The sequence below is a fragment of the Rhizobium sp. NXC14 genome, from assembly GCF_002117485.1.
GTDB lineage: Bacteria > Pseudomonadota > Alphaproteobacteria > Rhizobiales > Rhizobiaceae > Rhizobium.
The window spans coordinates 4,117,054-4,137,955 of sequence record NZ_CP021030.1 but is presented as its reverse complement, the minus strand read 5'-3'; the positions used below and the strand labels follow the sequence as shown (position 1 = coordinate 4,137,955).

Genomic DNA, 20,902 nt, shown 5'->3' with positions numbered 1-20,902 from the left:
CGATCATGGCAGCTCGCGGTGACAATTCGAAAGCAAAGCCCAGTGCGCCCGTCGACGTCGAGCCGTTGCGCCGGGCGATATCCGGCTGCGTCCGCTCGATCGCCGGCGACGGCGATGTCGAGGTGACCTTCGCCAACGAACGGCCTGGTATGACCGGCGAGCGCATCCGGCTGCCGGAGCTTTCCAAGCGGCCGACGGCGCATGAGCTGGCGGTCACCCGCGGGCTAGGCGATTCCATGGCATTGCGCCTCGCCTGCCATGACGAGAAGATGCATACGACGATGGCGCCGCAGGGCTCCGACGCCCGAGCGATCTTCGATGCGGTCGAGCAGGCGCGTGTCGAATCGATCGGGACGCTGCGCATGGAGGGCGTGGCGGCGAACCTGCGTTCCATGACGGAAGAGAAATATGCCAAGGCGAATTTCACCGGCATCGAGCGCCAGGAAGACGCGCCGATCGGCGAAGCCGTCGCCATGATGGTGCGCGAGAAGCTGACCGGCCAGCGTCCGCCTGCCTCCGCCGGCAAGGTGCTCGATCTCTGGCGCGGTTTCATCGAAGACAAGGCGGGGGCTGAACTCGGTAACCTGTCGGGTGCGATAAACGACCAGCAGGCCTTCGCCAAGGTCGTCCGCAACATGCTGTCGGCGATGGAAATGGCCGAGGAGTATGGCGACGACGACAGCGAAGCTGACAATGACGATCAGTCGGAGCAGGAAGACCAGCCGAGCGGCGAGGAGCAGGACCAGGACGAGGTCGACGAGGATGCCGGCACCGATGCCGCCCCGGTCGAGGACAGCGAGGTTTCCGACGAGCAGATGGAGGACGGCGAGACTGAAGGCGCCGAAATCTCCGACGACGACATGATGGAAGAGGGCGAGGACGATTCGGAAACGCCTGGCGAGACCCGCCGCCCGAATACGCCGTTTGCCGATTTCAACGAAAAGGTCGATTATCACGTCTATACCGAAGAGTTCGACGAGATCATCACCGCTGAGGAACTCTGCGACGCCGCCGAGCTGGAGCGCCTGCGCGCCTTTCTCGACAAGCAACTGGCGCATCTGCAGGGCGCGGTCGGGCGCTTGGCCAACCGGCTGCAGCGCCGCCTCATGGCACAGCAGAACCGCTCCTGGGATTTCGATCTGGAGGAGGGCTATCTTGATACGGCGCGGCTACAGCGCATCATCATCGACCCGATGCAGCCGCTCTCCTTCAAGATGGAGCGGGACACGCAGTTCCGCGATACGGTCGTCACCCTCCTCATCGACAATTCCGGCTCCATGCGCGGCAGGCCGATCACGGTAGCCGCCACCTGCGCCGACATTCTCGCCCGCACGCTGGAGCGCTGCGGCGTTAAGGTCGAGATTCTCGGCTTCACCACGAAAGCCTGGAAGGGCGGGCAGGCGCGTGAAACCTGGCTTGCCGGCGGCAAACCGCAGACGCCGGGTCGTCTCAACGACCTTCGCCACATTGTCTACAAATCGGCCGACGCGCCGTGGCGGCGGGCACGCGCCAATCTCGGGCTGATGATGCGCGAAGGCCTGCTCAAGGAAAACATCGACGGCGAGGCGCTGATCTGGGCGCATAACCGCCTGCTCGCCCGCCGTGAACAGCGCCGCATTCTGATGATGATCTCGGACGGCGCGCCGGTCGACGATTCGACGCTGTCCGTCAATCCGGGCAATTATCTCGAGCGGCATCTGCGCGCCGTCATCGAGCAGATCGAGACGCGCTCGCCCGTCGAACTGCTGGCAATCGGCATCGGTCACGATGTAACGCGCTACTATCGCCGCGCCGTGACGATCGTCGATGCGGACGAGCTTGCAGGCGCGATGACCGAACAGCTCGCCTCGCTCTTCGAAGATCAATCCGCCCAGCCTCGCGGCGGCCGGTACGCCGTGCCGGCTGACGCGGGAAGGAAACATATCGAATGATGGTCAAGCGCCTGTGCCGCGCGGCATCGATCTCGCTCTGCCTGGCAGGGGGAGCTTCCGCGGCGATGGCCGGCGACGAAATACCCATAATTAGCCGGCAAATTACCGATTACAGGATCGGATCGTCGGAGACGACGTTCGGCTCGCTGGAATTCCTTGGCGGGCTGGAGATGGTTTCCAGCCGAGCGTTGTTCGGCTCGCTTTCCTCCATCCGTTTCCGTCAGGACCAGAAACACTTCATCGTCGTGCTCGATACCGGCCAGTGGCTGACCGGCAGCATCGAGCGCGATGCGAGGGGCAGGCTTTCAGGCCTTTCTCAGGTCGAGATCACCCCGATGAAGAACCGCGCCGGCCGCAGCCTCGAGGGCAAGGGCTATATGGATGCCGAGGGCGTGGCGCTCGATGGCGATCGGATATTCGTCTCATTCGAGCAAAATCATCGCGTCGACGTTTATCCCGATCCCGGCTTTGCCGCATCGCGCGCGACCGCTACCCTGCCGATCCTCATCCCGCGCAAGATGCTGAGCGACAATCGCGGTATCGAAACCATAGCAGTGGCACCCGCCTCCAGTCCGTTGAAGAGCGGCGTGGTCATCGTCTCCGAGCGCGGTCTCGACAGCGAGGGCAATCGGATGGCGGCTATTCTCAGCGGCCCGCTGAAAGGGCTGTTCTCGATCAAACGCGATGGCAGCTTCGACGTAACCGACGGTGCTTTCCTGCCGGACGGCGACCTGCTGCTCCTGGAGCGGCGCTTCAACATGGCCGAAGGTATCGGCATGCGGCTTCGGCGCATCAAAGCCGCCGATATCCGGCCGCAGGCCGTCGTTGATGGCGAGTTGCTGCTCGAAGGCAATTTCAACTCGCAGATCGACAATATGGAAGGGCTTGACGTGTTTCAGGCCGCCGACGGCACGACCCATATCATCATGGTGTCGGACGACAACCATTCGATCCTGCAGCGCAATCTGATGCTGGAATTCCGGCTCTCCGATAGCCGCATGCTCAGCGCGGCGTCAGATTGACGTCACATGTCCCGGCTATGCCATTGTCGCGTCGAGAGCAGCTTTCGGAGGGACAATCATGGTGCATATTCATATCATGGGTGCATCCGGTTCCGGCACGACTTCGCTCGGTCATACGCTTGCCGTACGGCTCGATATCGCCCATCTCGATACTGACGATTTCTTCTGGCTGCCGACCGACCCGCCATTCACGACGCCGCGTGACGCCGACGAACGCATTCGGCTGCTGCTTGCAGAAGCGGCACGGCATGACGGCTGGGTCCTCTCCGGATCGGCGCTGAAATGGGCGAGGCAGATCGAGCCGTTCTATGATCTGATCGTGTTTCTCAGGGTCGAGCCGGAGCTGCGGATGGCGCGGATTCGCGCGCGGGAGATTGCCCGCTACGGAGACAGGATCGGGCCTGGCGTTGACATGGAAATCAAAAGCGGGGAATTCATGGAATGGGCGGCAAGTTACGACACTGCCGGTCCGGAACGCCGCAGTCTTGCAGCGCGTGAGCAATGGCTGGAAACGCAGACGGCCCCGGTCCTGCGGCTTGATTCGTCACGAGAGATCGATGACCTGGCTGCAGAGGTTCTGCTGCATCCCGCAATCGCCGCCGGCGCGGTCCGGCAGCGCCGTTGAAAGGCTTTAGCTGACGCGTGCGGGCTGCATCGGCCGCAGCACGTTCATCAGCGCGCCGTAAGGCAGCAGCATCACGAGGCCGACGATCATCTTGACGGCGAAATCGCCGATCGCCCAGGAAATCCAGCGCGGCGCCTCTATGGCAAAGACGCCGAGGACAGGAGCTGCTTCGAGCGCAAAGGGCTCGTTCGGGCCGAGGAAGACGAAAAACGCGGCAAAGGACAATGAGAAGAACATCACCGTGCCGAGCGCCGAGCCGATCAGCGAGCCCAAAAGCGGCGCGCGCCACCAGGCTTGGCGGCGAAGGCGGTTGAAAACGGCGATGTCGAGCAACTGACCGGCGAGATAGGCCGAGCCGGAGGCGATGGCGATGCGTGGCACTGACGTGAAGAACGACAGCGTCACGCCGACGACGAAGCCGGCAAAAACGACCTTCCGGGCTGCCTGCGGGCCGAACTGACGATTGGTCAGATCGGTGATCAGGAAGGCGATCGGATAGGAGAAGGCGCCCCAGGTCAGGATGTCGGCCAAGTTGATACCCGCGACTTCGGCGTTCAGTGGAAACTGGACGAGGAAGTTGGAGGCGACGACGACAAGCGTCATCAGTGCGATATAGGCAAGGGTATAGCGGGTCTTCAGCATTTTTTTATCCTGGGTGATGCCACCAGTTGGAGTGCCCAGGCAAAGCAAAAGGCTTGTCCGGCATCATCCGTTCAAGCCTTTTGAAGCCGTATAAAAGAAGGTCAGAAGCTTACGCAGCAGCGGCTTCGGCGGTCTTCTTGACGATCTGACGGCGCAGCAGGCGCGCGCGCATCGACAGTTCGTTTTCGCTTGCCTTGATCAAGAAGGCATCGAGGCCGCCACGATGTTCGACGGAGCGAAGAGCCGCAGCCGAAACGCGAAGACGGTAACGCTGGTTGAGAGCGTCGGAGATCAGCGTTACCTGGCACAGGTTCGGCAGGAACCGGCGCTTGGTCTTGTTGTTGGCATGGCTGACATTGTTACCAGTCAGGACGGCCTTGCCGGTCAATTCGCACACGCGGGACATTGAACACCTATTCTTGTTTTTCTCGGGCCATCGAATTGCCATCCCCGGCAAAACCGGGCTCGCAATCCAACAGGCTGATTGGAAAGTTGCGGTTCTATAGTCAGAGAGGCTGCGCGCGTCAAGCCAAACCTTGGCCTTTCCCGCAATTCTGTCAAAAAGCTGCTGTTTTCTTCTGTTCACGGCAGGAGTATAGAGCGCTCGGCAGGACTGCCGGCGCGCGGCAAGACAAGGCTTCACTCATGGCTCATTCGGGCAGACGCATTTTCATTTCGGCCATCGCCGCACTCTTTGCCATACCGGCATCGGCGGCCGAAATCCAGCATCAGACCGTCTATCGGGTGACGCTTGCCGGCCTGCCGATCGCGCGCGCGGCGTTTCTGACGCAGATCGAGGACGATCACTCTTACAAGATTGCGGGCGATATCAAATCCGCCGGGCTTGCCGATCTCGTCAAGACGATCTCGGCAAAGACCAGCGTCACCGGCGTCGTCCGGAACGACAGGCTGCAGGCGCTGAAATATTCGCTCTATTACAAGAGCGGCAAGAAGGCCCGCGTCTACGAGGTCAGCTACCGCAACGGCAACATCATCTCGGCGACGACGACGCCGCCGCCGAAACGGCCGAAGAACTGGATCGACGTCACGCCGGGCGACATGCGTTCGGTGCTCGATCCGATCTCCGGCCTTGTTTTCACCGGGGATACCAAGGTCTGCGCGCAGACGCTGCCGATCTTCGACGGCGAGACCCGCATGGACCTGGTGCTTTCGCCGAAAGGCGACGAGGATTTTTCGACCGACGGCTTCAAGGGCAAGGCGGTCGTCTGCGGCGTGCGCTTCGTGCCGCGCTCCGGCTACAAAAAAGGCCGCAAGGACATCGACTATCTCAGCAAGAGCGACCGCATGGAAATCTGGTTTGCCAAGTCGGAGGCGGCCAATGTATATGCTCCGGTCTATGTGCGCATTCCCACAGAATATGGAATGGTGACGATCACTGCCGTCAAATATGGCAGTGTCAGCTGACGGAGCTTTCGCCTCCGTGAAGGGGGACAGGTGAAGCTTCGTGCGACTGTGGTCGGTTTTACGGCTATTCTGATGTGGTCGTTCCTGGCACTGCTGACGGCTTCTTCCGGCAAGATGCCGCCATTCCAGCTTTCGGCCATCTGCTTTGCGATCGGCAGCATTCCGGGCCTCGTCGTGCTTGTCCTCAACCCCGCGCGGCTGGGGCTGCTGAAGCAGCCTGCCGGGGTTTGGATCACCGGTATTGCTGGTCTTTTCGGCTATCATTTCCTTTATTTTACCGCGCTTAGGAGCGCGCCCGCGGTGGAGGCAGGGCTGATCTCCTATCTCTGGCCGCTTCTGATCGTCGTTGGCTCGGCCCTTCTGCCGGGAGAGCGGTTGCGCTGGTATCATGTGGCGGGCGCGCTTGCGGGGCTTTGCGGCACCTTCCTGATCGTCGGCCGCAACGGCATCGATTTCGATGGGGCTTACGCGGTCGGTTATGGCGCTGCCTTCCTCTGCGCCTTCACATGGTCGGGCTATTCCCTTTTGACACGGCGTTTCGAGGCTGTCTCCACAGATGTCGTCACCGGCTTCTGCCTTGCGACCTCCATCCTGTCCTTCTTCAGTCACCTCGGCCTGGAGACGACTGTCTGGCCGGAAAACAGCGTCGAATGGGTTGCCGTCGTCGGGCTCGGCCTCTTTCCGGTCGGGGCGGCCTTCTATGCATGGGATTACGGCGTCAAGAATGGCGATATTCAGATTCTCGGCGCCGCAAGTTATGCCGCGCCGCTGCTTTCGACGCTCATCCTGACGCTGTTCGGATTTGCCGAGCCGAGCTGGCGCATTGCTCTCGCCTGCCTGCTCGTCACCGGTGGAGCGGTGCTCGCTGCCCAGGAAATGTTCCGCCGCAAAATTCCGGCGCAATCTGCGGCAGCGGAGTAGCCCTCAGTCGCCAGGCTTCCAATCCGCCGGGGCCATCTCGAAGCTCGAAAATTCGAAGCCGGGCGAGACGGTGCAGCCGACCAGGGTGAAGTCCCCGAGGGTTTCTGCCGATTGCCACCAATTGGCGGGAATGATCGCCTGTGGCCGCTCGCCGGCAGGAAGGTTGGTTCCGAGCGTCAGGGTCTCGCTTGCCATCCCGTCCTGCGAGCGGTGCAGCGCCAGCGGCGCACCCGCGTAATAATGCCAGACCTCGACCGCGTCATGGACGCGATGCCAGTGCGAACGCTGTCTTTTTGTCAGCAGATAGTAGATCGCCGTCGAATGGCCGCGCGCTCCACCCGCCGTGTCGCGGAATGTCTCAACATACCAGCCGCCTTCGGGATGCGGCTGCATGCCGAGCGCGCGAATGATCTCCTCAGGCGACATCAGAAATTGTCCTTGCGCTTGCGGATCTCGGCAAAGACCTCCTCGTTCGTCTTGCCTTCCATGACCAGATTGCGGCGGATCGCCGGATCGGCGGCGCGTAGAAACGGATTGGTTTCCTTTTCCAGCCCGAGCGTCGTCGGGACGGTGAATTTGCCTTCGGCGCGCAAGGCTTCGATCTCGGCGGCGCGGCTCTTCAGGCGTTCATTGTCGGGATCGATCGTCAGTGCGAAGCGGGCGTTGGACAATGTATATTCGTGGCCGAAATAGACGGCAGTCTCATCCGGCAGCACGGCGAGCTTCTGCAGGGAATGCCACATGTCGGCGGCGGGGCGTTCGAACAGGCGGCCGCAGCCGAGCGCAAACAGGGTATCGGCGGCAAAGAGCAGCTTGTCGTCGACGAAGTGATAGCAGATGTGACCGGCGGTGTGACCGGGGGTCTCAATGACCTTGACCGTGTGATCGCCGAAAAGAAAGCTGTCGCCATCGGCCATCGTTCGGTCGAGACCAGGAATGGCGATGGCCTCGTTGATCGGGCCGATGATCTCGCAGCCGAACTGCTCCTTCAGCGTCAGGTTTGCGGCGACATGATCAGTGTGGTGATGCGTGGTGAAGATGTGGGTGATCTTCCAGCCGCGCTGTGTTGCCGCTTCCAGGATCGGCGCCTCCTCCGGCGCATCGATCGACGCGGTAAATCCTGTCTCCGGATCGTGCACGAGCACGCCGAAATTGTCGGTGCGGCAGAGAAAAACGTCTAATTCCAAAGGTTTCATCTTCAAACAATCCCTTGTCCCACGACTCTCGCGGGAATGTAGAGACTCCGGCCTTGAAGTCCAACCGCCCGCTGATAACATTTATCGCGATGCACGCAGATATCGTCGACCTTCGTCAGTTCTATCACTCCGACCTCGGGCGTCTTGCCGAGCAGTCGATCGCCATGGCGCTCTCCTCGCTCTGGGTGCGCCTGCCACAGGAGCGTCTCGTCGGACTCGGTTATGCCGTGCCATTCCTCGATCGCTTCCAGGCCGATACCGAACGCACCTTCGCCTTCATGCCGGCCGGACAGGGGGCGGTGAACTGGCCGATGGGCTCGCTGTCGTCGACGACGCTGATTTTCGATGAGGAACTACCGCTGCCGGATTCCTCGATCGACCGGGTGCTGATGGTGCATTCGCTCGAGTTTGCGGAAAGCCCGCGCGAGACGCTGAAAGAGCTTTGGCGGGTACTGGCACCGGGCGGGCGGCTTGTTATCGTGGTGCCGAACCGGCGCGGGGTCTGGGCCCGCATGGAACACACGCCCTTCGGCTCGGGCCGGCCCTATTCCCGCGGTCAGCTGACGCATCTGCTGCGCGAGACGAATTTCACGCCAGGTGCGACCGCCGAAGCGTTGTTCTTTCCGCCCTCGAAACTCAGAACCATCCTGCGCCTTCGCCGCGCTTTCGAGCGGATCGGCCGCACTTTATGGCCAGCCTTTTCGGGTGTCATCATCGTCGAGGCGCACAAGCGGCTCTATCAGGGGTTGCCGGTCGCCGCCCGCGCCTCCCGCCGTGTCTTCGTGCCCGTTCTCGCGCCGCACGGCGTACCGACCACACGCAACAGCTGAAGAACATGGGACATTCTCCGGTTGCTTGTGTCACGCCCATGCCTCTCGACAACAATCACATTCCGCTTTAATGCCACTTGGTCATTTTCCGGAAAATCTAAGGTCGACCCATGAGCGTTGAGATGAGCAAGCCCGTTCCGCGTCCCGGTATTCTCGATATCGCATCCTATGTGCCGGGCAAGGAACATGCGCCGGGTGTCGCCCGCGTTTACAAGCTCTCCTCCAACGAGACGCCGCTCGGCGCCAGCCCGAAGGCGATAGAGGCCGTCAAGGCAGCTGCCGACAATCTGGGACGTTATCCCGACGGGCAGGCGGTCGAACTGCGCGAGGCGATCGCCGCTGTACATGGCCTCAATCCGGCAAACATCCTCTGCGGCAATGGTTCCGACGAGCTGCTCGGCCTGTTGTGCCATGTCTATCTGGGCGCCGGTGACGAAGGCATCATCACCGAGCACGGCTTCCTTGTCTACAAGATCCAGATCATGGGCACGGGCGCCATGCCCGTCATCGTCAAGGAGAAGGACTATACCGTCGACGTCGACGCGATCCTGGCGGCGGTGACGGAAAGGACGAAGATCGTCTTCATCGCCAATCCCGGCAATCCCACCGGTACATACGTTCCCGTCAGCGAGATTCGCCGCCTGCAGGCCAGCCTGCCTAAGCATGTCGTCCTCGTGCTCGATGCGGCCTATGCCGAATATGTACGCCGCAACGATTATGAAGCCGGCATCGAGGTCGTATCGTCCAGTTCCAACGTGGTGATGACCCGCACCTTTTCGAAAGCCTACGGTCTTGCGGCTCTGCGCGTGGGCTGGATGTATGCGCCCGTGGAGATCGTCGACGCCGTGAACCGTGTACGCGCTCCGTTCAACCTGAATACGGCCGCGATCGCCGCCGGTGCCGCGGCCATCCGCGACCAAGCCTTCGTCCAGCAGGCCGTCTCTTTCAACCAGATGTGGGTGGAGACGCTCACGGAGGCTCTCGAAGCGATCGGGCTGAAAGTGACGCCGTCCGTCGCCAATTTCGTCCTTATCCACTTCCCCGACATCGATGGAAAGCGCGCGGCCGATGCCGACGAGCTTTTGACGAGCCGCGGTTATATTCTCCGCGCCGTGCGCAGCTACGGCTTTTCCAATGCGCTGCGCATGAGCATCGGTCCGGAAGAGGCCAATCGCGGCGTCATTGCCACGCTGCGTGAGTTCATGGGACGGCAGGCATGAGCGTGCTGTTCGATCGCATCGCGCTGATCGGCATCGGCCTGATTGGCTCTTCGCTCGCCCACGACATCAGGCGGCTCGGGCTTACCAAGGAGATCGTCGTTGCGACACGCAGCGCCGAGACGTTGAAGCGCGCCGAAGAGCTCGGTCTCGGCGACCGCTATACGACCTCTTCGGCCGATGCTGTTCGAGATGCCGACCTCATCATCGTTTCGGTTCCGGTCGGCGCTTCGGAAAGCGTGGCGAAGGAAATCGCCGGCAATCTCAAGCCCGGCGCTATCGTCACCGATGTCGGTTCCACCAAAGCATCCGTCATCGCGCAGATGCAGCCGCATATGCCCGACAATGTGCATTTCATCCCCGGCCATCCGCTGGCCGGCACGGAAAAATCCGGGCCGGATGCCGGTTTCCCCGGCCTCTTCGAAGGCCGCTGGTGCATCTTCACGCCGGTTGCCGGCACCGACGAGACGGCGCTGAAGCGGTTGCGCGGCTTCTGGGAAGCGCTCGGATCGAAGGTCGACGAGATGGATGCGGAGCATCACGACAAGGTGCTCGCGATCGTTTCGCACCTGCCGCATATCATCGCCTACAACATCGTCGGCACCGCCGACGATCTGGAGACGGTGACGGAGTCCGAGGTCATCAAATATTCGGCCTCCGGCTTTCGCGATTTCACCCGTCTTGCCGCTTCCGACCCGACGATGTGGCGCGACGTCTGCCTGCACAATCGCGATGCGATCCTCGAAATGCTGGCGCGCTTCTCAGAAGATCTCGCCTATCTGCAGCGCGCGATCCGCTGGGGTGAAGGCGACAAGATTTTTGAACTCTTCACCCGCACGCGCGCGATCCGCCGCTCGATCATCCAGGCCGGCCAGGATGTCGACGCCCCCGATTTCGGCCGCCCCCACGCGCTGGATAAGAAGTAGACTCTCGCGATGGTGGAGGTGGCGAGCGCAAGTCAGGCGGATATCGACTGGCTGGCTCGCGAGGATGCCACTGCAGGCAAGGTGTGGGTATCGCGATGCGTCGCGCTTGGCGAATATCTCGTTGCCAGGGAGGCCGGCGAGATCGTCGGCTTCCTGCGCTTCTCCCGCTTCTGGGGCAGGGTTCCCTATATGGAGATGATCCGCGTTCTGCCTGGCCATCGCCGGTCGGGCGTCGGCACCGCGCTGTTTCTCGCCTGGGAAAGAGCCATGCGCGGCGAGGGCGCTCGGCTGCTGATGACGTCGAGCGAATGCGATGAGAGCCGGCCGCAGGACTGGCATCGCCGTAACGGATTTACAGAAACTGGTGCGATCGAGCTGCCTGGTCTGCAATCGGTGCCTGAGGTTTTTTTTATCAAGCGGATTGATTACGGCCTTTCCAGCACTCCAGCCCCGGAAAAGCCTTAGATCGGTGGGATCTGACCGAGCGGAATGAAGCCGCTGACGGTGGCATTGCCGCGATCGACGACGAGATCGACTGAGACCTTGTCTCTACCGCCGGCCAGCGCCTTCAGCATCTTCGTCGCCGTGTTGACGGTCGGAGCAAGATCCGGGAAAGCTTGTTTCAGGCTGTCGCCCCAGGGGCCGAGCCGTTCAATTTCCAGCTTGAACTTCCCGGAGAGAAAGCCTTGCTCGTCGAAGGAAAACGGACCGGTGAGCGTCATCACCTTGCCATCGCCGATGTCTGCAACGATGCGACGCAGTTCGCCGGCAGAACCATTGAGGCCGTTCGGGTCGCTGCCGTCGATCAGGCCGGCCTTGCCGGCAATCGTGAGATCGATGCTGGCAGAGAGTTTCGGGAAGAGCTGCGGCCAGTCCTTGATCGCGGTGTTCGCATCCTGCAAGGAGATCGCGCCGTCGAGATCGGCGCCGTTCTGGCGCAGGTGAATTTCGGTGCGAGCCGCGTCGAAGCTGATCGTCTGGCCGGTATAGGAGGAGACCGCCGTCGCCTTCAGGCCCTCGATGACAGTCGAGCTGCGCTCGATGCCCTGCAGCCTGGTCGTCAGGCTCGCCTGCAGATTCGTCCACTGAGCCGAGACCGAAAGGCCGTTTGTGGTGCGGATTTCGGCCGGTGAATCGAGCTCCCAGACGATATGGCTCGGCGCATAGACCTGCGCGGCGGAGCGCAATGCGCCGAAGGTGGCGGAGACGCCATTGACATTGTCGTCGACATCCACCTTGGAGCAGAACAGACCGATGCGGAAAGGATAGCCGCGGAATTCGATATCGGAGCATTCGCCGGTGACGCCGGCCTGATCGCGCGGCGCGATTGCTTTCAGCACCGTCGTTTTCAAGGCCGATGCGGCATAGAACCAGCCGCCGGTATAAAGCGCGATCACCAGGAGGATGCCTCCGCCCAGCAACAAGAATTTCTTGCTGTTGCCGGTTTGGCTGCTGCCGGATCGGCTTGACGCTGCCATGATGTTCTCCAATGGTGAATCGCAATGTGATTCCGGTCTGGCGTGCGATATGGACGAATTTTGGGTGTTTGGCTACGGCTCGCTGATGTGGAATCCGGGCTTCGAGTTCCTGGAGCGGGCAGAAGCTCTGGTGCATGGTTACCGGCGTTCGCTGTGCGTCCGATCCTTCGTCCATCGCGGCACCCCGGACAATCCCGGCCTGGTTCTCGGCCTCGACAGGGGTGGAGCATGCCGTGGCATGGCGTTTCGTGTTTCGCCGCAGAAATGGGACGAGGTGATCGATTATCTCCGCGCCCGCGAACTCGTCACCAATGTCTATCTGGAGCGCCGGGTTCGGCTGCAGTTTGCCGGCGGTCGCCGAACGGAAGCGGTTACCTACATCGCTGATCGCGACCACGAGCAATATGCCGGTACGCTCGATGCGCTTGCGGCCGCGCGGGTGGTGAACGAGGCCAGGGGGCAGTCAGGCCCGAACGACGCCTACGTCTTCAACACGCTTGTGCACCTGAGACAGATGGGCATTCGCGACCCGTGGCTGGAGCAGGTCGGCAACGAGGTGGAGCGCCTGCGGGCCGGCTGATCAGGCCGTCGCCGCCCTCACTTTGCGCAGCTCGGTCAGCCGAGCGACCGCTGTCGGCGGCAACGGCAGATGCGGATTACGGTCGACGGTGTCGATGAGGAGCTCGTCGCTTGCCCGTTCCGTGACCTCGATCAGATGAGCGAAGAAAGCATCGGGATCCATTCCCGGCATGATCGGCGGCAGGATCCTGACCTTGAAATGACCGGGATAACGGCGGACGCTCCGCCGCGGCCAGAAGAGGCCTGGATGCATCGCAACCGGCACGACGGGAATGCCAAGATCGCGGTACATGCGGGCGATGCCGTATTTATAGACCGGCTCGGCACCCGGCGGGCGGCGGGTGCCCTCAGGATAGATGATCAGCTGGCGACCGGTCGAAAGCTCCTCCCTGGTGCGTTTCAGCACTTCCACCATCACCTTGCCGCGGGCGCCGCGGTCGACCGGGATCATGCGCTGCTTCTTCGCATACCAGCCAAAGAGCGGAATCCACATCAGCTCGCGCTTCAGGATGTAGACCGGATCCTTGAGATCAGGCAGCAGCGCATAGGTGTCCCAGAAGGACTGGTGCTTCGGCGCCAGGATAAAACTGCCCTCAGGCAGGTTCTCCAGCCCCTCGATCTCGAAGGTCGTGCCGACGATCATGCGCATCAGCCAGTGGTTGGAGCGCGCCCAATTCTTTGGGATCTCATAGGCGGTCAGCCGCGGCACCACGAAATAATATGGCGAGAGCACGATCATCCGGACGATGAGATTGGCATAGAAGATCGTGTTGAAGAGGACGGAACGCAGGGCGATCATGAAATTATCCCGAGGCATGCTCATGCGACCGGCCTACACGATATTGCCCGTGATAAAAAGCGTTTGATGCCGCCCCGATGCAAAAGCTCAGTCTGCGCCGGATACACTTGCCGAGCGCAGTCCGGTGTGACGGCCGAAGCCGGTGATATTGCGAGCGCCCGTTAACAGCACCTTTGCATATTCGGCGAGCATGACCCGCATCGCGTTCGGGTCGGTAAACCAGTTGCGGGTCTTCAAATCCGAATTGACCACCGGATAGGGGATAAACTCGATCTCCGGATCGACATAGGAGAGTTCTGCGAGGCTGCGCGGCATGTGATAATTGTTCGTGACAACGAGAACGCTTCTGTATCCCCTGGCGTGGATCCAATTGGAGGTTTCCTCGGCGTTGCCGATCGTGTCTATCGCATCGTGGCCGATATCGACGCAGCAGGAGAAAAGATCGGCCGAGCCTTGCGTCATCTTGCGAATCTGCGCCGGCGTCGTCGTCGGATGGACGCCCGAGATCAGCAGTCGTTTGCCCGCCCCCTTCTGCAGCAGTTCCACGGCCTGGTCGATACGCTGGTAGCCGCCTGTCAGCACGACGATCGCGTCTGCCTTGGGCTCGGCCGGAGGCTTGAGCGTTGTCACGGAATCGGCAAACCGCAGAAAGCCGCCGAACACCAAGGCGATTGCCAGGATGCAACCAAAGCCGCCCCAGCGCAGCAGGCGGCGGATCGGACCGCGCCGCGGCGGCAGGCCCGCCGGACGATCAAGCTCCGGGTCCTGCCGAATCGGATTGCGTGTCGTATCGCCCATGGTCATGAATCGTGATTATACGTTGATTGCGGCGCGGAACAGACGCTTTCACGATAAAACGGCATGGTCACGATCAACTTGCGATGCCGTCGGTGCGTGTCGGGTCCGAACGCAATGTATCGATTTCATAGATCGTCCGCATGACGGTCAGCCGCGCCGTGACGGTCGTCAAGAGCGCGATGACGATCATTGTCGCGAAGATGCCGGCATAACCGAGGACACCAACGGAAAAGGTGCCGAACAGCGCCGTTGCCTGATCCGTCTCCGGTGTTGCCAGCGTGCGGCTCTGCCAGAAGCCGGCGGTGGCGAAAAAAAGAGCCGCAAGCGCGCTGCCGATCGCCGAGCCCTTGAAACTGATCTTCAGAAAATGCTTCTGAAATTCGGTGGCGACGAAGGAGCTCTCGGCACCGACGAAATGCAGCACTTCGACGATGTGGCGGTTGCCCGACAGCGCACCGCGCGTGGCGAAGACGACGGTGAGCACCATTGCCGAGAAGACCAGGAGCAGCACGCCGGTGCCGATCAGCACCGTCGTATGCGCCATGGAGACCAGCCGGTCAACCCAGGTGCGGTGATCGTCGAGGCTCGCCTGCGGAATGCTGTCCTTGAGGAGCCCTCGCATTGCATCGAAATCCGGCGGATTGTTTTCGTCGATGGTGATGACGACGAGACGGGGAACAGGCAGATCCTTGAGATCGAGGCCGGGGCCGAGCCACGGTTCGAGCAGCCGGGCGGTGGCTGCCTCGTCGACGATCTGGCCGCTTTTGGTACCGACGAATGTCAGCGCCAGGTCGCGTGCCTGCGTCAGCGCTTTTTCCATATCGAGATTGTCGTCCGGCTTGATCTGGATGGTGATCTCGCGGGAGATCTGGCTCTCCCAGCTTGCCGCCGTCGAACGCACCATGCTGACGCCGCCGAGCGTCAGGCAGGCGAGAAAGGCCATGATCGATATGACCACCATCAGGGCATTGCCCTGGATATTGGAAGGCGGCAGAATCGGCGCGGTCGGGCGCACGCGCATTTCCGGCCGCTTCTGCTGGGCGGCAGGCTGGACCGGCGCCTTCTCTCGGTTCCTGGACGGGGGCTCAGTCATAGATATCGAGATGCCCCTCCGAGAGGATCATACGGCGGGCTTCTACCTGTTCCATCAGCGCCAGATCATGGGTGGCGATGACGACCGCCGTACCAAGCCGGTTGAGTTCGAGGAAAAGATTGAGCAGGCGCCTGGCCATCGGCGGGTCGACATTGCCGGTGGGCTCGTCAGCCAGCAGGACTTCCGGCCGGTCCATCAGCGCCCGGGCGATGGCGGCGCGCTGCTTTTCCCCACCGGAGAGGACCGGCGGCAGCACGTTGATGCGTTCGCCGAGGCCGACCCATTTCAATAGTTCCAGAACGTCGGTTTTGTAGGAGCTTTCCTCCTTGCCGCGCACCCGTAAGGGCAAAGCGACATTCTCATAGGTCGTGAGATGGTCGAGCAGGCGAAAATCCTGGAAGACGATGCCGACACGCCGGCGCAGCAGCGGCAATTCCGGCCGAGGAATTTCGGAAATGTCGCGCCCGAACATGCGGATGAGGCCACGCGTCGGCTGCAGCGACATGAAGAGCAGCCGCAGCAGCGAGGTCTTGCCGGCACCGGATGGCCCCGTCAGGAACTGAAAGGATTTCTTCGGAATGTCGAATGTCAGGTCCCGGAGGATTTCCGGGCCCATGCCATAGCGCAAACCGACATTCTCGAAGTGGATCAACGGGCAGCTCAGTCTGTTCTTGGTTTCACCGCGTGACTTGTTAACCAACACCGTTAACAGCCGGTAAATTTTGCCGGAAAGACGCCCGTTTGATGGCAATCTTTGCGAAGCATTAACCATTAAAATTTACGACTGAGGAGGATTCGTTTCAATGCCAAGATTTCTTGCGGCAGCGAAACCATGTGGACATCTGCGAGGCAGCCACCATGGAAGCATCCTCCTTCAGCCGCCGTACGCCGGGCCAGGCCTATGATTTCCTGCCGCCCGAACCCGTACGCCAGTATCGTTCGACACGTCCTGCTGATGTCTCCGACGCCGAATTCGTGACGGTCGGCAAAACCCGGCCGAAGGACTTCAGCACCAAGATCCATAACGACAACGGCGGGCGCATGGCGGCAGCGCGCGTCGCACGGCCGCCGCTCCTGTCGGCGATGGCTGCTTCCGCTCTGCGAAGGGCGGAATCCTGGCTGCAGCGAGCGTCGCCGCGCAGTTTCGCGGTGCTGGTACTGGCGCTCGCCGTGCTCGTTTTCGGGCTCGCAGGCGGCTTTTCCGGCCTTTCCGCCGCGGGCGCCTCCTCCGGAGCGCCGCTGCATTTCACCCATGTCACCGTGACGCCGCGTGATGCGAACGGCATGCGTGTGCTCGTCGTCAACGGCATCATCGAAAACGAAAGCGGCACAACGCAGACGGTGCATCCGATCCGCGCCGATCTGGTGACCGACGAACGGCTGACGGCAAGCGTCGTCATCGATCCGCCCGCCGACGTCATCTACGACGGCCAAAGCCGTGGCTTTTCAGCCCGCGTCCAGCACGCCGGCGGAAAATTGCCGGAGGTCCGGCTTTCTTTCCTGCCGTAGAAATAACGGGTTTCGTGATGGCTTTCCGCCACAGGACGCACCAATCCCGTTGATTTCATGAGCGGCGAGGCTGTTTCAGGCGCGCATATGTGCTAACGGCTTACCCTTCTTTTCATGGAGCAAGCCTTATGCCTGTCGTGCGCGGAAAAAATATCGAGCCGCTCTTCACCGCCGAGCAGATCGCGGAGCGCAATCATGCGATGGCGCGGGAGATCGCCAACGGTCCGACCAAGGACCTGCTCGTCATTGCCGTGCTCAAGGGCTCCTTCATCTTCGCCGCCGACCTGATTCGCGCCCTGCACGACACCGGACTTGCTCCCGAGGTCGAGTTCATCACGCTGTCGAGTTACGGCACCGGCACCGTTTCGCAGGGCGTGCGCATCGTCAAGGATATCGACAGCGACGTACATGGCCGAGACGTCCTCCTGATTGACGATATTCTCGAGTCCGGCCGCACGCTGCTCTTTGCCAAGGAACTGCTCTTCGAACGTGGCGCGCGCAACGTGACGATCGCCGTGCTGCTCGACAAGCGGGTCAAGCGCAAGGAAAAGCTGGAGGCCGATTATGTCGGCTTCGAATGTCCCGATTACTTCGTCGTCGGCTACGGCATGGACGTTGCCTATGCGTTTCGCGAACTGCCTTTCGTGGGCGTAGTGACCGGCGACGCCTGAGGGAATGCAGGCGTCGCTTCATTGCCGCGTGAAGACGGGTTGTTAACCATCTCGCCTATCGCTTCGCCATCTTTACCGATCGAAAAGGAAAGTCTGGTGATTTCCGTCGCGGGGCTGAAGACGGAGCAATGCACATATGGCAAGAATTCTGATTACGGAAGACGAGGATTCCCTGCGGTCTTTCGTAGCCCGGGCCTTGCGGCTTGACGGTCACGAGACCGATGAAGCGGCTGACGGCGCCGAGGGGCTGGAGAAGCTGAAGGACGGGGTCTACGATCTGCTGCTGTCGGACATCCGCATGCCCGTGATGGACGGCATCGAACTCGCCCATCAGGCGAAGGACGCCTTCCCAGCTTTGAAGATCCTGCTGATGACCGGCTATGCCGAGCAGCGCGAGCGCGCCGACGATCTCGCAGAAAAAATCATCGACGTCGTCGCAAAGCCATTTGCGCTTCCCGATATCCGCAAGGCTGTCGCCCGGGCACTTGTCGCTTAAAGCGCACGCCTATCTTTGACGGCGGTATAAGGCTTACTGGATGTCCAGAAGCCGTTCGAGATACCGCCGTTCCATTTCCTGTGGCGGATTGTTGCCGAGCTTCTCGCGGATCGCATCGAGAATTTCGCGTGCGCGCTGAACGTCGATTTCGTCAGGCACCTTCACGCCATCGTTGTCGATATAGCCGTTGGTCATGCGCGGTCGCCCCAACGGATCCCGGCCGTTCTGATCGCCCTGGCCGACCTGGCCGTTCGGGCCTTGTCCCTGCTGGCCCCGCTGCGCCTGCATCATCTGGTTCATCATGTCGCGAGCGCCCTGGCGAAGGGCTTCCAGCGCACGGCCCTGGTTCTCGACGGCCGTGTCGCCGCGGCCCTGGCCGAGCTCGCGGCCGGCGCCGTCCATCTCGCGTTGGGCCTGGCCGAAGCCCGGGCCGGGCTTCATGCCCATTTCGCCGAGTTTCTTCTGCAATTCCCCGAGCTGCTTGCCGAGGGCATCCTGCTGGGCGCGCAACTGCTTCAGCGCTTCTCTGAGCTGCTCGGCGGTCATCTGGTCGGAAGGTTTCTGGCCCTGACCTTGCTGGCTCTGGTCTTGCTGCCCTTGCTGCTGGTCCTGCGGTTCGCCATTCTCTCCCGGCATCATATCGTCGAGCAGCGGATCGTTTTCGCCCATATCGGATTCGCCACGCTGCATACGGTCCTTGAGCTGCTGATCGAGGCGGAAGGTTTCTTCCATCAGCTTCTGCTGATCGCGCAGGATCTCGCCGAGCTTGTCGATCTGCTTGCGAGCTTCGCTGTTTTCCTGACCCTGCTGGCCCCGCTGCGGCCGGCCGGCCTGCAGGTTGTTCATCATGCGCTGCAATTCCGACAGCATCTGCTGTGCCGCGTCGCGATTGCCGGAGCGGGCGAGATTCTCGATCTGGTCCATCATCCGTTCCAGATCCTGCTGGCGCAGGATGTTCTGCGCGTTCTGGTTCGGCTGCATCGTCGGGGCATTCTGCATGCGTTCGGCAAGCTCCGTCAGATAGTCCTGCATCGCCTTGCGCAGCTCATCCATCAGCTTCTTGATCTCTTCGTCGGGCGCGTTGCGGTCCAATGCGTCTGCAAGCTTCTGCTGGGCTTCACGCAGCTTGCGCTCGGCAAGCGAAAGATCGCCGTCCTCCATGCCGAGCGCGATTTCCCAGAGATACTGGGCAGTATCCTTCAGAGCCTCCTCGCCTCTTGCCAGCTTCATGCGGGCCAAGGCCGATTCCAGCAGCAAGTAGTTGGTAAGCTTGGGGATGGTCTCCTCGGGACGGATGGTCAGCGCCTCGTTCAGCGCGATCGCCTGCGGCATCTTACGGGTATCGAGCGCGAAAACCTGCCGTTCCTCGGCGACAGCTGCGGCAAGCGGCTCGTTGAAGGGTCGCGACGGCAGCGTCATCTCGTAGGGCGGGCTGCGGCCGGTCTGGCCGGCGGCATCCTTGGCGACGAGGGTAATGCGCACCGGCTTGCCGGCAAGCGGATGTTCGGTCAGATTCCGGCTGGTCACGCCCTTGGCGTCGCGGGCGTTGCGACGGGGAATATCCAGCCGGTACTCCGGCAGCGGATATAGCGGCGTCGCCGTCGGATCATTTTCCAGAGGAACGATCTCCGCATGGGCCTCCTGGACGCCGTAATCGTCCTTGACGGTGAAGCCGATTTCCAGCGCGCCGTTGACGCTTGCCTTCGGCATGCCGTCAAAGGCGATTTCAGGCGCCTTGTCAGGCAGCACGTCGAAGCTCCAGCGGCGACCGTTGACTTCGAGCGCGCCGTTTTCCTCAAGCTTCATCACATGCGTCTGCGCGATGAGGGCATTATTGGCAGGCGCGCCGGCCGTCGGCTGCTCGCCGGCAGGCGCGCTTGCCTGCTGTGGCTTTGCGTCAGCCTGCACGGCGATATCTCGCGCCTCGCCGTTCGCCTTGTGGAACACGACCTTTTCGGCCGTCTTTCCGCCGCTGACGCGCACGGTGAGGCCGGAGAACTGCGGAACGCCGATCGGCGCCTGTTCGCTGCCGTCGGCGGTCAAGTAAACCGGCGCGCGACCGGTATAGGAGGGCGGCGTCACCCAGGCATCGATGCGCACCGCCGGATCGACCGCCACCTGTTCGGGCGCTGACTGCAATGCGTCACTGACCGAGCCACCGTTGAGCGACAGCGAATAGCCAAAAGCGGTGACAACAAGCAGAGCAGGGATGGCGCGCAGGGCGAAGCGGTCATGTGCGGCGATATCAGGCCGCGGCATGCCGGCATCGAGTGCTGCGATCTTTTCGGCCATGCGCACCTGGTGCTCACGCCAAAGTGCCCGCGAAAAGGGTGTGTCGTAGGCCGGCTCGTCTTCCTGGACGGCAACCGGCTGGTGCGGCAGGCCGTTGCGCTCTTCCAGCATGCGATCGGCTTCAGCGGTTTTGGGCCAGCGCAGATGGCGGAAGGGAACAAGCGAGACGAGGAACGCCGCGGCAAAGGCGATCAGCAACAGGATGCGCAGCCAGTCCGGCACGTTGCGGAAGATACCGAACCAGGAGGCCGAAAGATAAATGGCGACGATGGAGAGGACCGGCATCAGCAGCGGCAGCAGTTGCTCGAAGAAGAGCACGGTGCGCGCCAGCAGGCGTTTCGTCGTTACCAGCCGGGCAAGCGAGGGACGGAGCGCAAATGCACCCTTCCTCTGCCTTGAGGGGCTTGTCATCGGTCCGGTCTCCGCGATCTGGCGTTCTGGTACAGAGGGCG

Annotated in this window: 23 protein-coding genes; 13 read left to right on the top strand and 10 right to left on the bottom strand. The window is 61.8% G+C overall.

Features of this window, described 5'->3' with window-relative positions:
- Positions 1-5: 5 nt before the first annotated feature.
- The 3 genes from cobT to NXC14_RS20200 are packed head-to-tail and all read left to right on the top strand — an operon-like array spanning position 6 to position 3,578.
- The gene (gene cobT / locus NXC14_RS20210) at positions 6-1,931 is read left to right on the top strand and encodes a cobaltochelatase subunit CobT (RefSeq protein ID WP_085779649.1); all 1,926 of its coding nucleotides are present in this window, start codon (positions 6-8) and stop codon (positions 1,929-1,931) included.
- Positions 1,928-2,953, top strand: a complete 1,026-nt coding sequence (locus tag NXC14_RS20205; protein ID WP_085779648.1) for an esterase-like activity of phytase family protein — start codon at positions 1,928-1,930, stop codon at positions 2,951-2,953. Before cobT ends, NXC14_RS20205 begins: the two co-directional genes overlap by 4 nt.
- A gap of 58 nt (positions 2,954-3,011) precedes the next feature.
- Positions 3,012-3,578, top strand: a complete 567-nt coding sequence (locus tag NXC14_RS20200; protein ID WP_085779647.1) for an adenylate kinase — start codon at positions 3,012-3,014, stop codon at positions 3,576-3,578.
- Between the two features lie 6 nt (positions 3,579-3,584).
- Here NXC14_RS20200 and NXC14_RS20195 read toward each other — a convergent pair whose 3' ends face one another.
- Together NXC14_RS20195 and rpmB are read right to left on the bottom strand one after the other, a co-directional pair.
- Positions 3,585-4,220: a VUT family protein gene (locus tag NXC14_RS20195; protein WP_085779646.1), complete on the bottom strand. Its 636-nt coding sequence runs from the start codon at positions 4,218-4,220 to the stop codon at positions 3,585-3,587.
- 109 nt (positions 4,221-4,329) lie between these two features.
- On the bottom strand, positions 4,330-4,626 hold the full coding sequence (gene rpmB / locus NXC14_RS20190) for a 50S ribosomal protein L28 (protein ID WP_008527777.1): 297 nt from the start codon (positions 4,624-4,626) through the stop codon (positions 4,330-4,332).
- A 239-nt stretch (positions 4,627-4,865) separates the two neighbouring features.
- Between rpmB and NXC14_RS20185 the strand changes: the two genes are divergently transcribed.
- Positions 4,866-5,645 carry a DUF3108 domain-containing protein gene (locus NXC14_RS20185; protein ID WP_085779645.1) on the top strand — a complete coding sequence of 260 codons (780 nt, stop codon included), beginning with the start codon at positions 4,866-4,868 and terminating at the stop codon, positions 5,643-5,645.
- 30 nt (positions 5,646-5,675) lie between these two features.
- Positions 5,676-6,566 (top strand): EamA family transporter, encoded by an 891-nt coding sequence (locus tag NXC14_RS20180; protein WP_085779644.1) that lies wholly within the window; start codon positions 5,676-5,678, stop codon positions 6,564-6,566.
- 3 nt (positions 6,567-6,569) lie between these two features.
- On the opposite strand, the gene NXC14_RS20175 is transcribed toward NXC14_RS20180, so the two are convergent.
- Together NXC14_RS20175 and gloB are read right to left on the bottom strand one after the other, a co-directional pair.
- Positions 6,570-6,992: a cupin domain-containing protein gene (locus tag NXC14_RS20175; RefSeq protein ID WP_085779643.1), complete on the bottom strand. Its 423-nt coding sequence runs from the start codon at positions 6,990-6,992 to the stop codon at positions 6,570-6,572.
- Positions 6,992-7,762: a hydroxyacylglutathione hydrolase gene (gene gloB / locus NXC14_RS20170; protein WP_085779642.1), complete on the bottom strand. Its 771-nt coding sequence runs from the start codon at positions 7,760-7,762 to the stop codon at positions 6,992-6,994. The genes NXC14_RS20175 and gloB overlap by 1 nt, the downstream gene beginning before the upstream one ends.
- A 53-nt stretch (positions 7,763-7,815) precedes the next feature.
- On the opposite strand from gloB, the gene NXC14_RS20165 reads away from it, so the two are divergent.
- From NXC14_RS20165 to NXC14_RS20150, 4 genes are all read left to right on the top strand, one after another.
- The gene (locus NXC14_RS20165) at positions 7,816-8,592 is read left to right on the top strand and encodes a class I SAM-dependent methyltransferase (RefSeq protein ID WP_085779641.1); all 777 of its coding nucleotides are present in this window, start codon (positions 7,816-7,818) and stop codon (positions 8,590-8,592) included.
- A gap of 122 nt (positions 8,593-8,714) precedes the next feature.
- Positions 8,715-9,812 carry a histidinol-phosphate transaminase gene (hisC, locus tag NXC14_RS20160; RefSeq protein WP_198175476.1) on the top strand — a complete coding sequence of 366 codons (1,098 nt, stop codon included), beginning with the start codon at positions 8,715-8,717 and terminating at the stop codon, positions 9,810-9,812.
- On the top strand, positions 9,809-10,735 hold the full coding sequence (locus NXC14_RS20155; RefSeq protein ID WP_085779639.1) for a prephenate/arogenate dehydrogenase family protein: 927 nt from the start codon (positions 9,809-9,811) through the stop codon (positions 10,733-10,735). The genes hisC and NXC14_RS20155 overlap by 4 nt, the downstream gene beginning before the upstream one ends.
- Positions 10,736-10,744: 9 nt before the next feature.
- Positions 10,745-11,200, top strand: a complete 456-nt coding sequence (locus NXC14_RS20150; RefSeq protein WP_085779638.1) for a GNAT family N-acetyltransferase — start codon at positions 10,745-10,747, stop codon at positions 11,198-11,200.
- Here NXC14_RS20150 and NXC14_RS20145 read toward each other — a convergent pair.
- Positions 11,197-12,213, bottom strand: a complete 1,017-nt coding sequence (locus tag NXC14_RS20145; RefSeq protein WP_085779637.1) for a DUF2125 domain-containing protein — start codon at positions 12,211-12,213, stop codon at positions 11,197-11,199. The two genes, NXC14_RS20150 and NXC14_RS20145, sit on opposite strands and share 4 nt — an antisense overlap.
- Positions 12,214-12,262: 49 nt before the next feature.
- Between NXC14_RS20145 and NXC14_RS20140 the strand changes: the two genes are divergently transcribed.
- Positions 12,263-12,793, top strand: coding sequence for a gamma-glutamylcyclotransferase (locus tag NXC14_RS20140; protein WP_085780213.1), 531 nt, complete (start codon positions 12,263-12,265; stop codon positions 12,791-12,793).
- Here the strand turns inward: NXC14_RS20140 and NXC14_RS20135 are convergent, their stop codons facing one another.
- The 4 genes from NXC14_RS20135 to ftsE form a co-directional block, all read right to left on the bottom strand.
- Entirely contained in the window at positions 12,794-13,591 is a 798-nt protein-coding gene (locus tag NXC14_RS20135) for a 1-acyl-sn-glycerol-3-phosphate acyltransferase (RefSeq protein ID WP_085779636.1), read from the bottom strand.
- Between the two features lie 87 nt (positions 13,592-13,678).
- Positions 13,679-14,395 carry a YdcF family protein gene (locus NXC14_RS20130; protein ID WP_198175475.1) on the bottom strand — a complete coding sequence of 239 codons (717 nt, stop codon included), beginning with the start codon at positions 14,393-14,395 and terminating at the stop codon, positions 13,679-13,681.
- Positions 14,396-14,462: 67 nt separating this feature from the next.
- Positions 14,463-15,482 (bottom strand): ABC transporter permease, encoded by a 1,020-nt coding sequence (locus NXC14_RS20125; RefSeq protein WP_085779635.1) that lies wholly within the window; start codon positions 15,480-15,482, stop codon positions 14,463-14,465.
- Positions 15,475-16,134, bottom strand: coding sequence for a cell division ATP-binding protein FtsE (ftsE, locus tag NXC14_RS20120; protein WP_004671394.1), 660 nt, complete (start codon positions 16,132-16,134; stop codon positions 15,475-15,477). The genes NXC14_RS20125 and ftsE overlap by 8 nt, the downstream gene beginning before the upstream one ends.
- 206 nt (positions 16,135-16,340) lie before the next feature.
- On the opposite strand from ftsE, the gene NXC14_RS20115 reads away from it, so the two are divergent.
- From NXC14_RS20115 to NXC14_RS20105, 3 genes are all read left to right on the top strand, one after another.
- Positions 16,341-16,991, top strand: coding sequence for a hypothetical protein (locus NXC14_RS20115; protein ID WP_085780211.1), 651 nt, complete (start codon positions 16,341-16,343; stop codon positions 16,989-16,991).
- A gap of 128 nt (positions 16,992-17,119) precedes the next feature.
- Entirely contained in the window at positions 17,120-17,662 is a 543-nt protein-coding gene (gene hpt / locus NXC14_RS20110; protein ID WP_064805282.1) for a hypoxanthine phosphoribosyltransferase, read from the top strand.
- A gap of 136 nt (positions 17,663-17,798) precedes the next feature.
- A complete protein-coding gene (locus tag NXC14_RS20105; protein ID WP_010028815.1) occupies positions 17,799-18,158 on the top strand; it encodes a response regulator in 360 nt (119 codons plus the stop codon).
- 33 nt (positions 18,159-18,191) lie between these two features.
- On the opposite strand, the gene NXC14_RS20100 is transcribed toward NXC14_RS20105, so the two are convergent.
- Positions 18,192-20,861 (bottom strand): TIGR02302 family protein, encoded by a 2,670-nt coding sequence (locus tag NXC14_RS20100; protein ID WP_085779634.1) that lies wholly within the window; start codon positions 20,859-20,861, stop codon positions 18,192-18,194.
- Between the last annotated feature and the right edge of the window lie 41 nt (positions 20,862-20,902).

What these genes read in the sequence shown, in the direction of transcription:
- cobT (WP_085779649.1), top strand. Translation starts at nt 6, where the DNA reads ATGGCAGCTCGCGGTGACAATTCGAAAGCAAAGCCCAGTGCGCCCGTC.
- NXC14_RS20205 (WP_085779648.1), top strand. Translation starts at nt 1,928, where the DNA reads ATGATGGTCAAGCGCCTGTGCCGCGCGGCATCGATCTCGCTCTGCCTG.
- NXC14_RS20200 (WP_085779647.1), top strand. Translation starts at nt 3,012, where the DNA reads ATGGTGCATATTCATATCATGGGTGCATCCGGTTCCGGCACGACTTCG.
- NXC14_RS20195 (WP_085779646.1), bottom strand. Translation starts at nt 4,220, where the DNA reads ATGCTGAAGACCCGCTATACCCTTGCCTATATCGCACTGATGACGCTT.
- rpmB (WP_008527777.1), bottom strand. Translation starts at nt 4,626, where the DNA reads ATGTCCCGCGTGTGCGAATTGACCGGCAAGGCCGTCCTGACTGGTAAC.
- NXC14_RS20185 (WP_085779645.1), top strand. Translation starts at nt 4,866, where the DNA reads ATGGCTCATTCGGGCAGACGCATTTTCATTTCGGCCATCGCCGCACTC.
- NXC14_RS20175 (WP_085779643.1), bottom strand. Translation starts at nt 6,992, where the DNA reads ATGTCGCCTGAGGAGATCATTCGCGCGCTCGGCATGCAGCCGCATCCC.
- gloB (WP_085779642.1), bottom strand. Translation starts at nt 7,762, where the DNA reads ATGAAACCTTTGGAATTAGACGTTTTTCTCTGCCGCACCGACAATTTC.
- hisC (WP_198175476.1), top strand. Translation starts at nt 8,715, where the DNA reads ATGAGCAAGCCCGTTCCGCGTCCCGGTATTCTCGATATCGCATCCTAT.
- NXC14_RS20155 (WP_085779639.1), top strand. Translation starts at nt 9,809, where the DNA reads ATGAGCGTGCTGTTCGATCGCATCGCGCTGATCGGCATCGGCCTGATT.
- NXC14_RS20150 (WP_085779638.1), top strand. Translation starts at nt 10,745, where the DNA reads ATGGTGGAGGTGGCGAGCGCAAGTCAGGCGGATATCGACTGGCTGGCT.
- NXC14_RS20145 (WP_085779637.1), bottom strand. Translation starts at nt 12,213, where the DNA reads ATGGCAGCGTCAAGCCGATCCGGCAGCAGCCAAACCGGCAACAGCAAG.
- NXC14_RS20140 (WP_085780213.1), top strand. Translation starts at nt 12,263, where the DNA reads ATGGACGAATTTTGGGTGTTTGGCTACGGCTCGCTGATGTGGAATCCG.
- NXC14_RS20135 (WP_085779636.1), bottom strand. Translation starts at nt 13,591, where the DNA reads ATGATCGCCCTGCGTTCCGTCCTCTTCAACACGATCTTCTATGCCAAT.
- NXC14_RS20130 (WP_198175475.1), bottom strand. Translation starts at nt 14,395, where the DNA reads ATGACCATGGGCGATACGACACGCAATCCGATTCGGCAGGACCCGGAG.
- NXC14_RS20125 (WP_085779635.1), bottom strand. Translation starts at nt 15,482, where the DNA reads ATGACTGAGCCCCCGTCCAGGAACCGAGAGAAGGCGCCGGTCCAGCCT.
- NXC14_RS20115 (WP_085780211.1), top strand. Translation starts at nt 16,341, where the DNA reads ATGGAAGCATCCTCCTTCAGCCGCCGTACGCCGGGCCAGGCCTATGAT.
- hpt (WP_064805282.1), top strand. Translation starts at nt 17,120, where the DNA reads ATGCCTGTCGTGCGCGGAAAAAATATCGAGCCGCTCTTCACCGCCGAG.
- NXC14_RS20105 (WP_010028815.1), top strand. Translation starts at nt 17,799, where the DNA reads ATGGCAAGAATTCTGATTACGGAAGACGAGGATTCCCTGCGGTCTTTC.
- NXC14_RS20100 (WP_085779634.1), bottom strand. Translation starts at nt 20,861, where the DNA reads ATGACAAGCCCCTCAAGGCAGAGGAAGGGTGCATTTGCGCTCCGTCCC.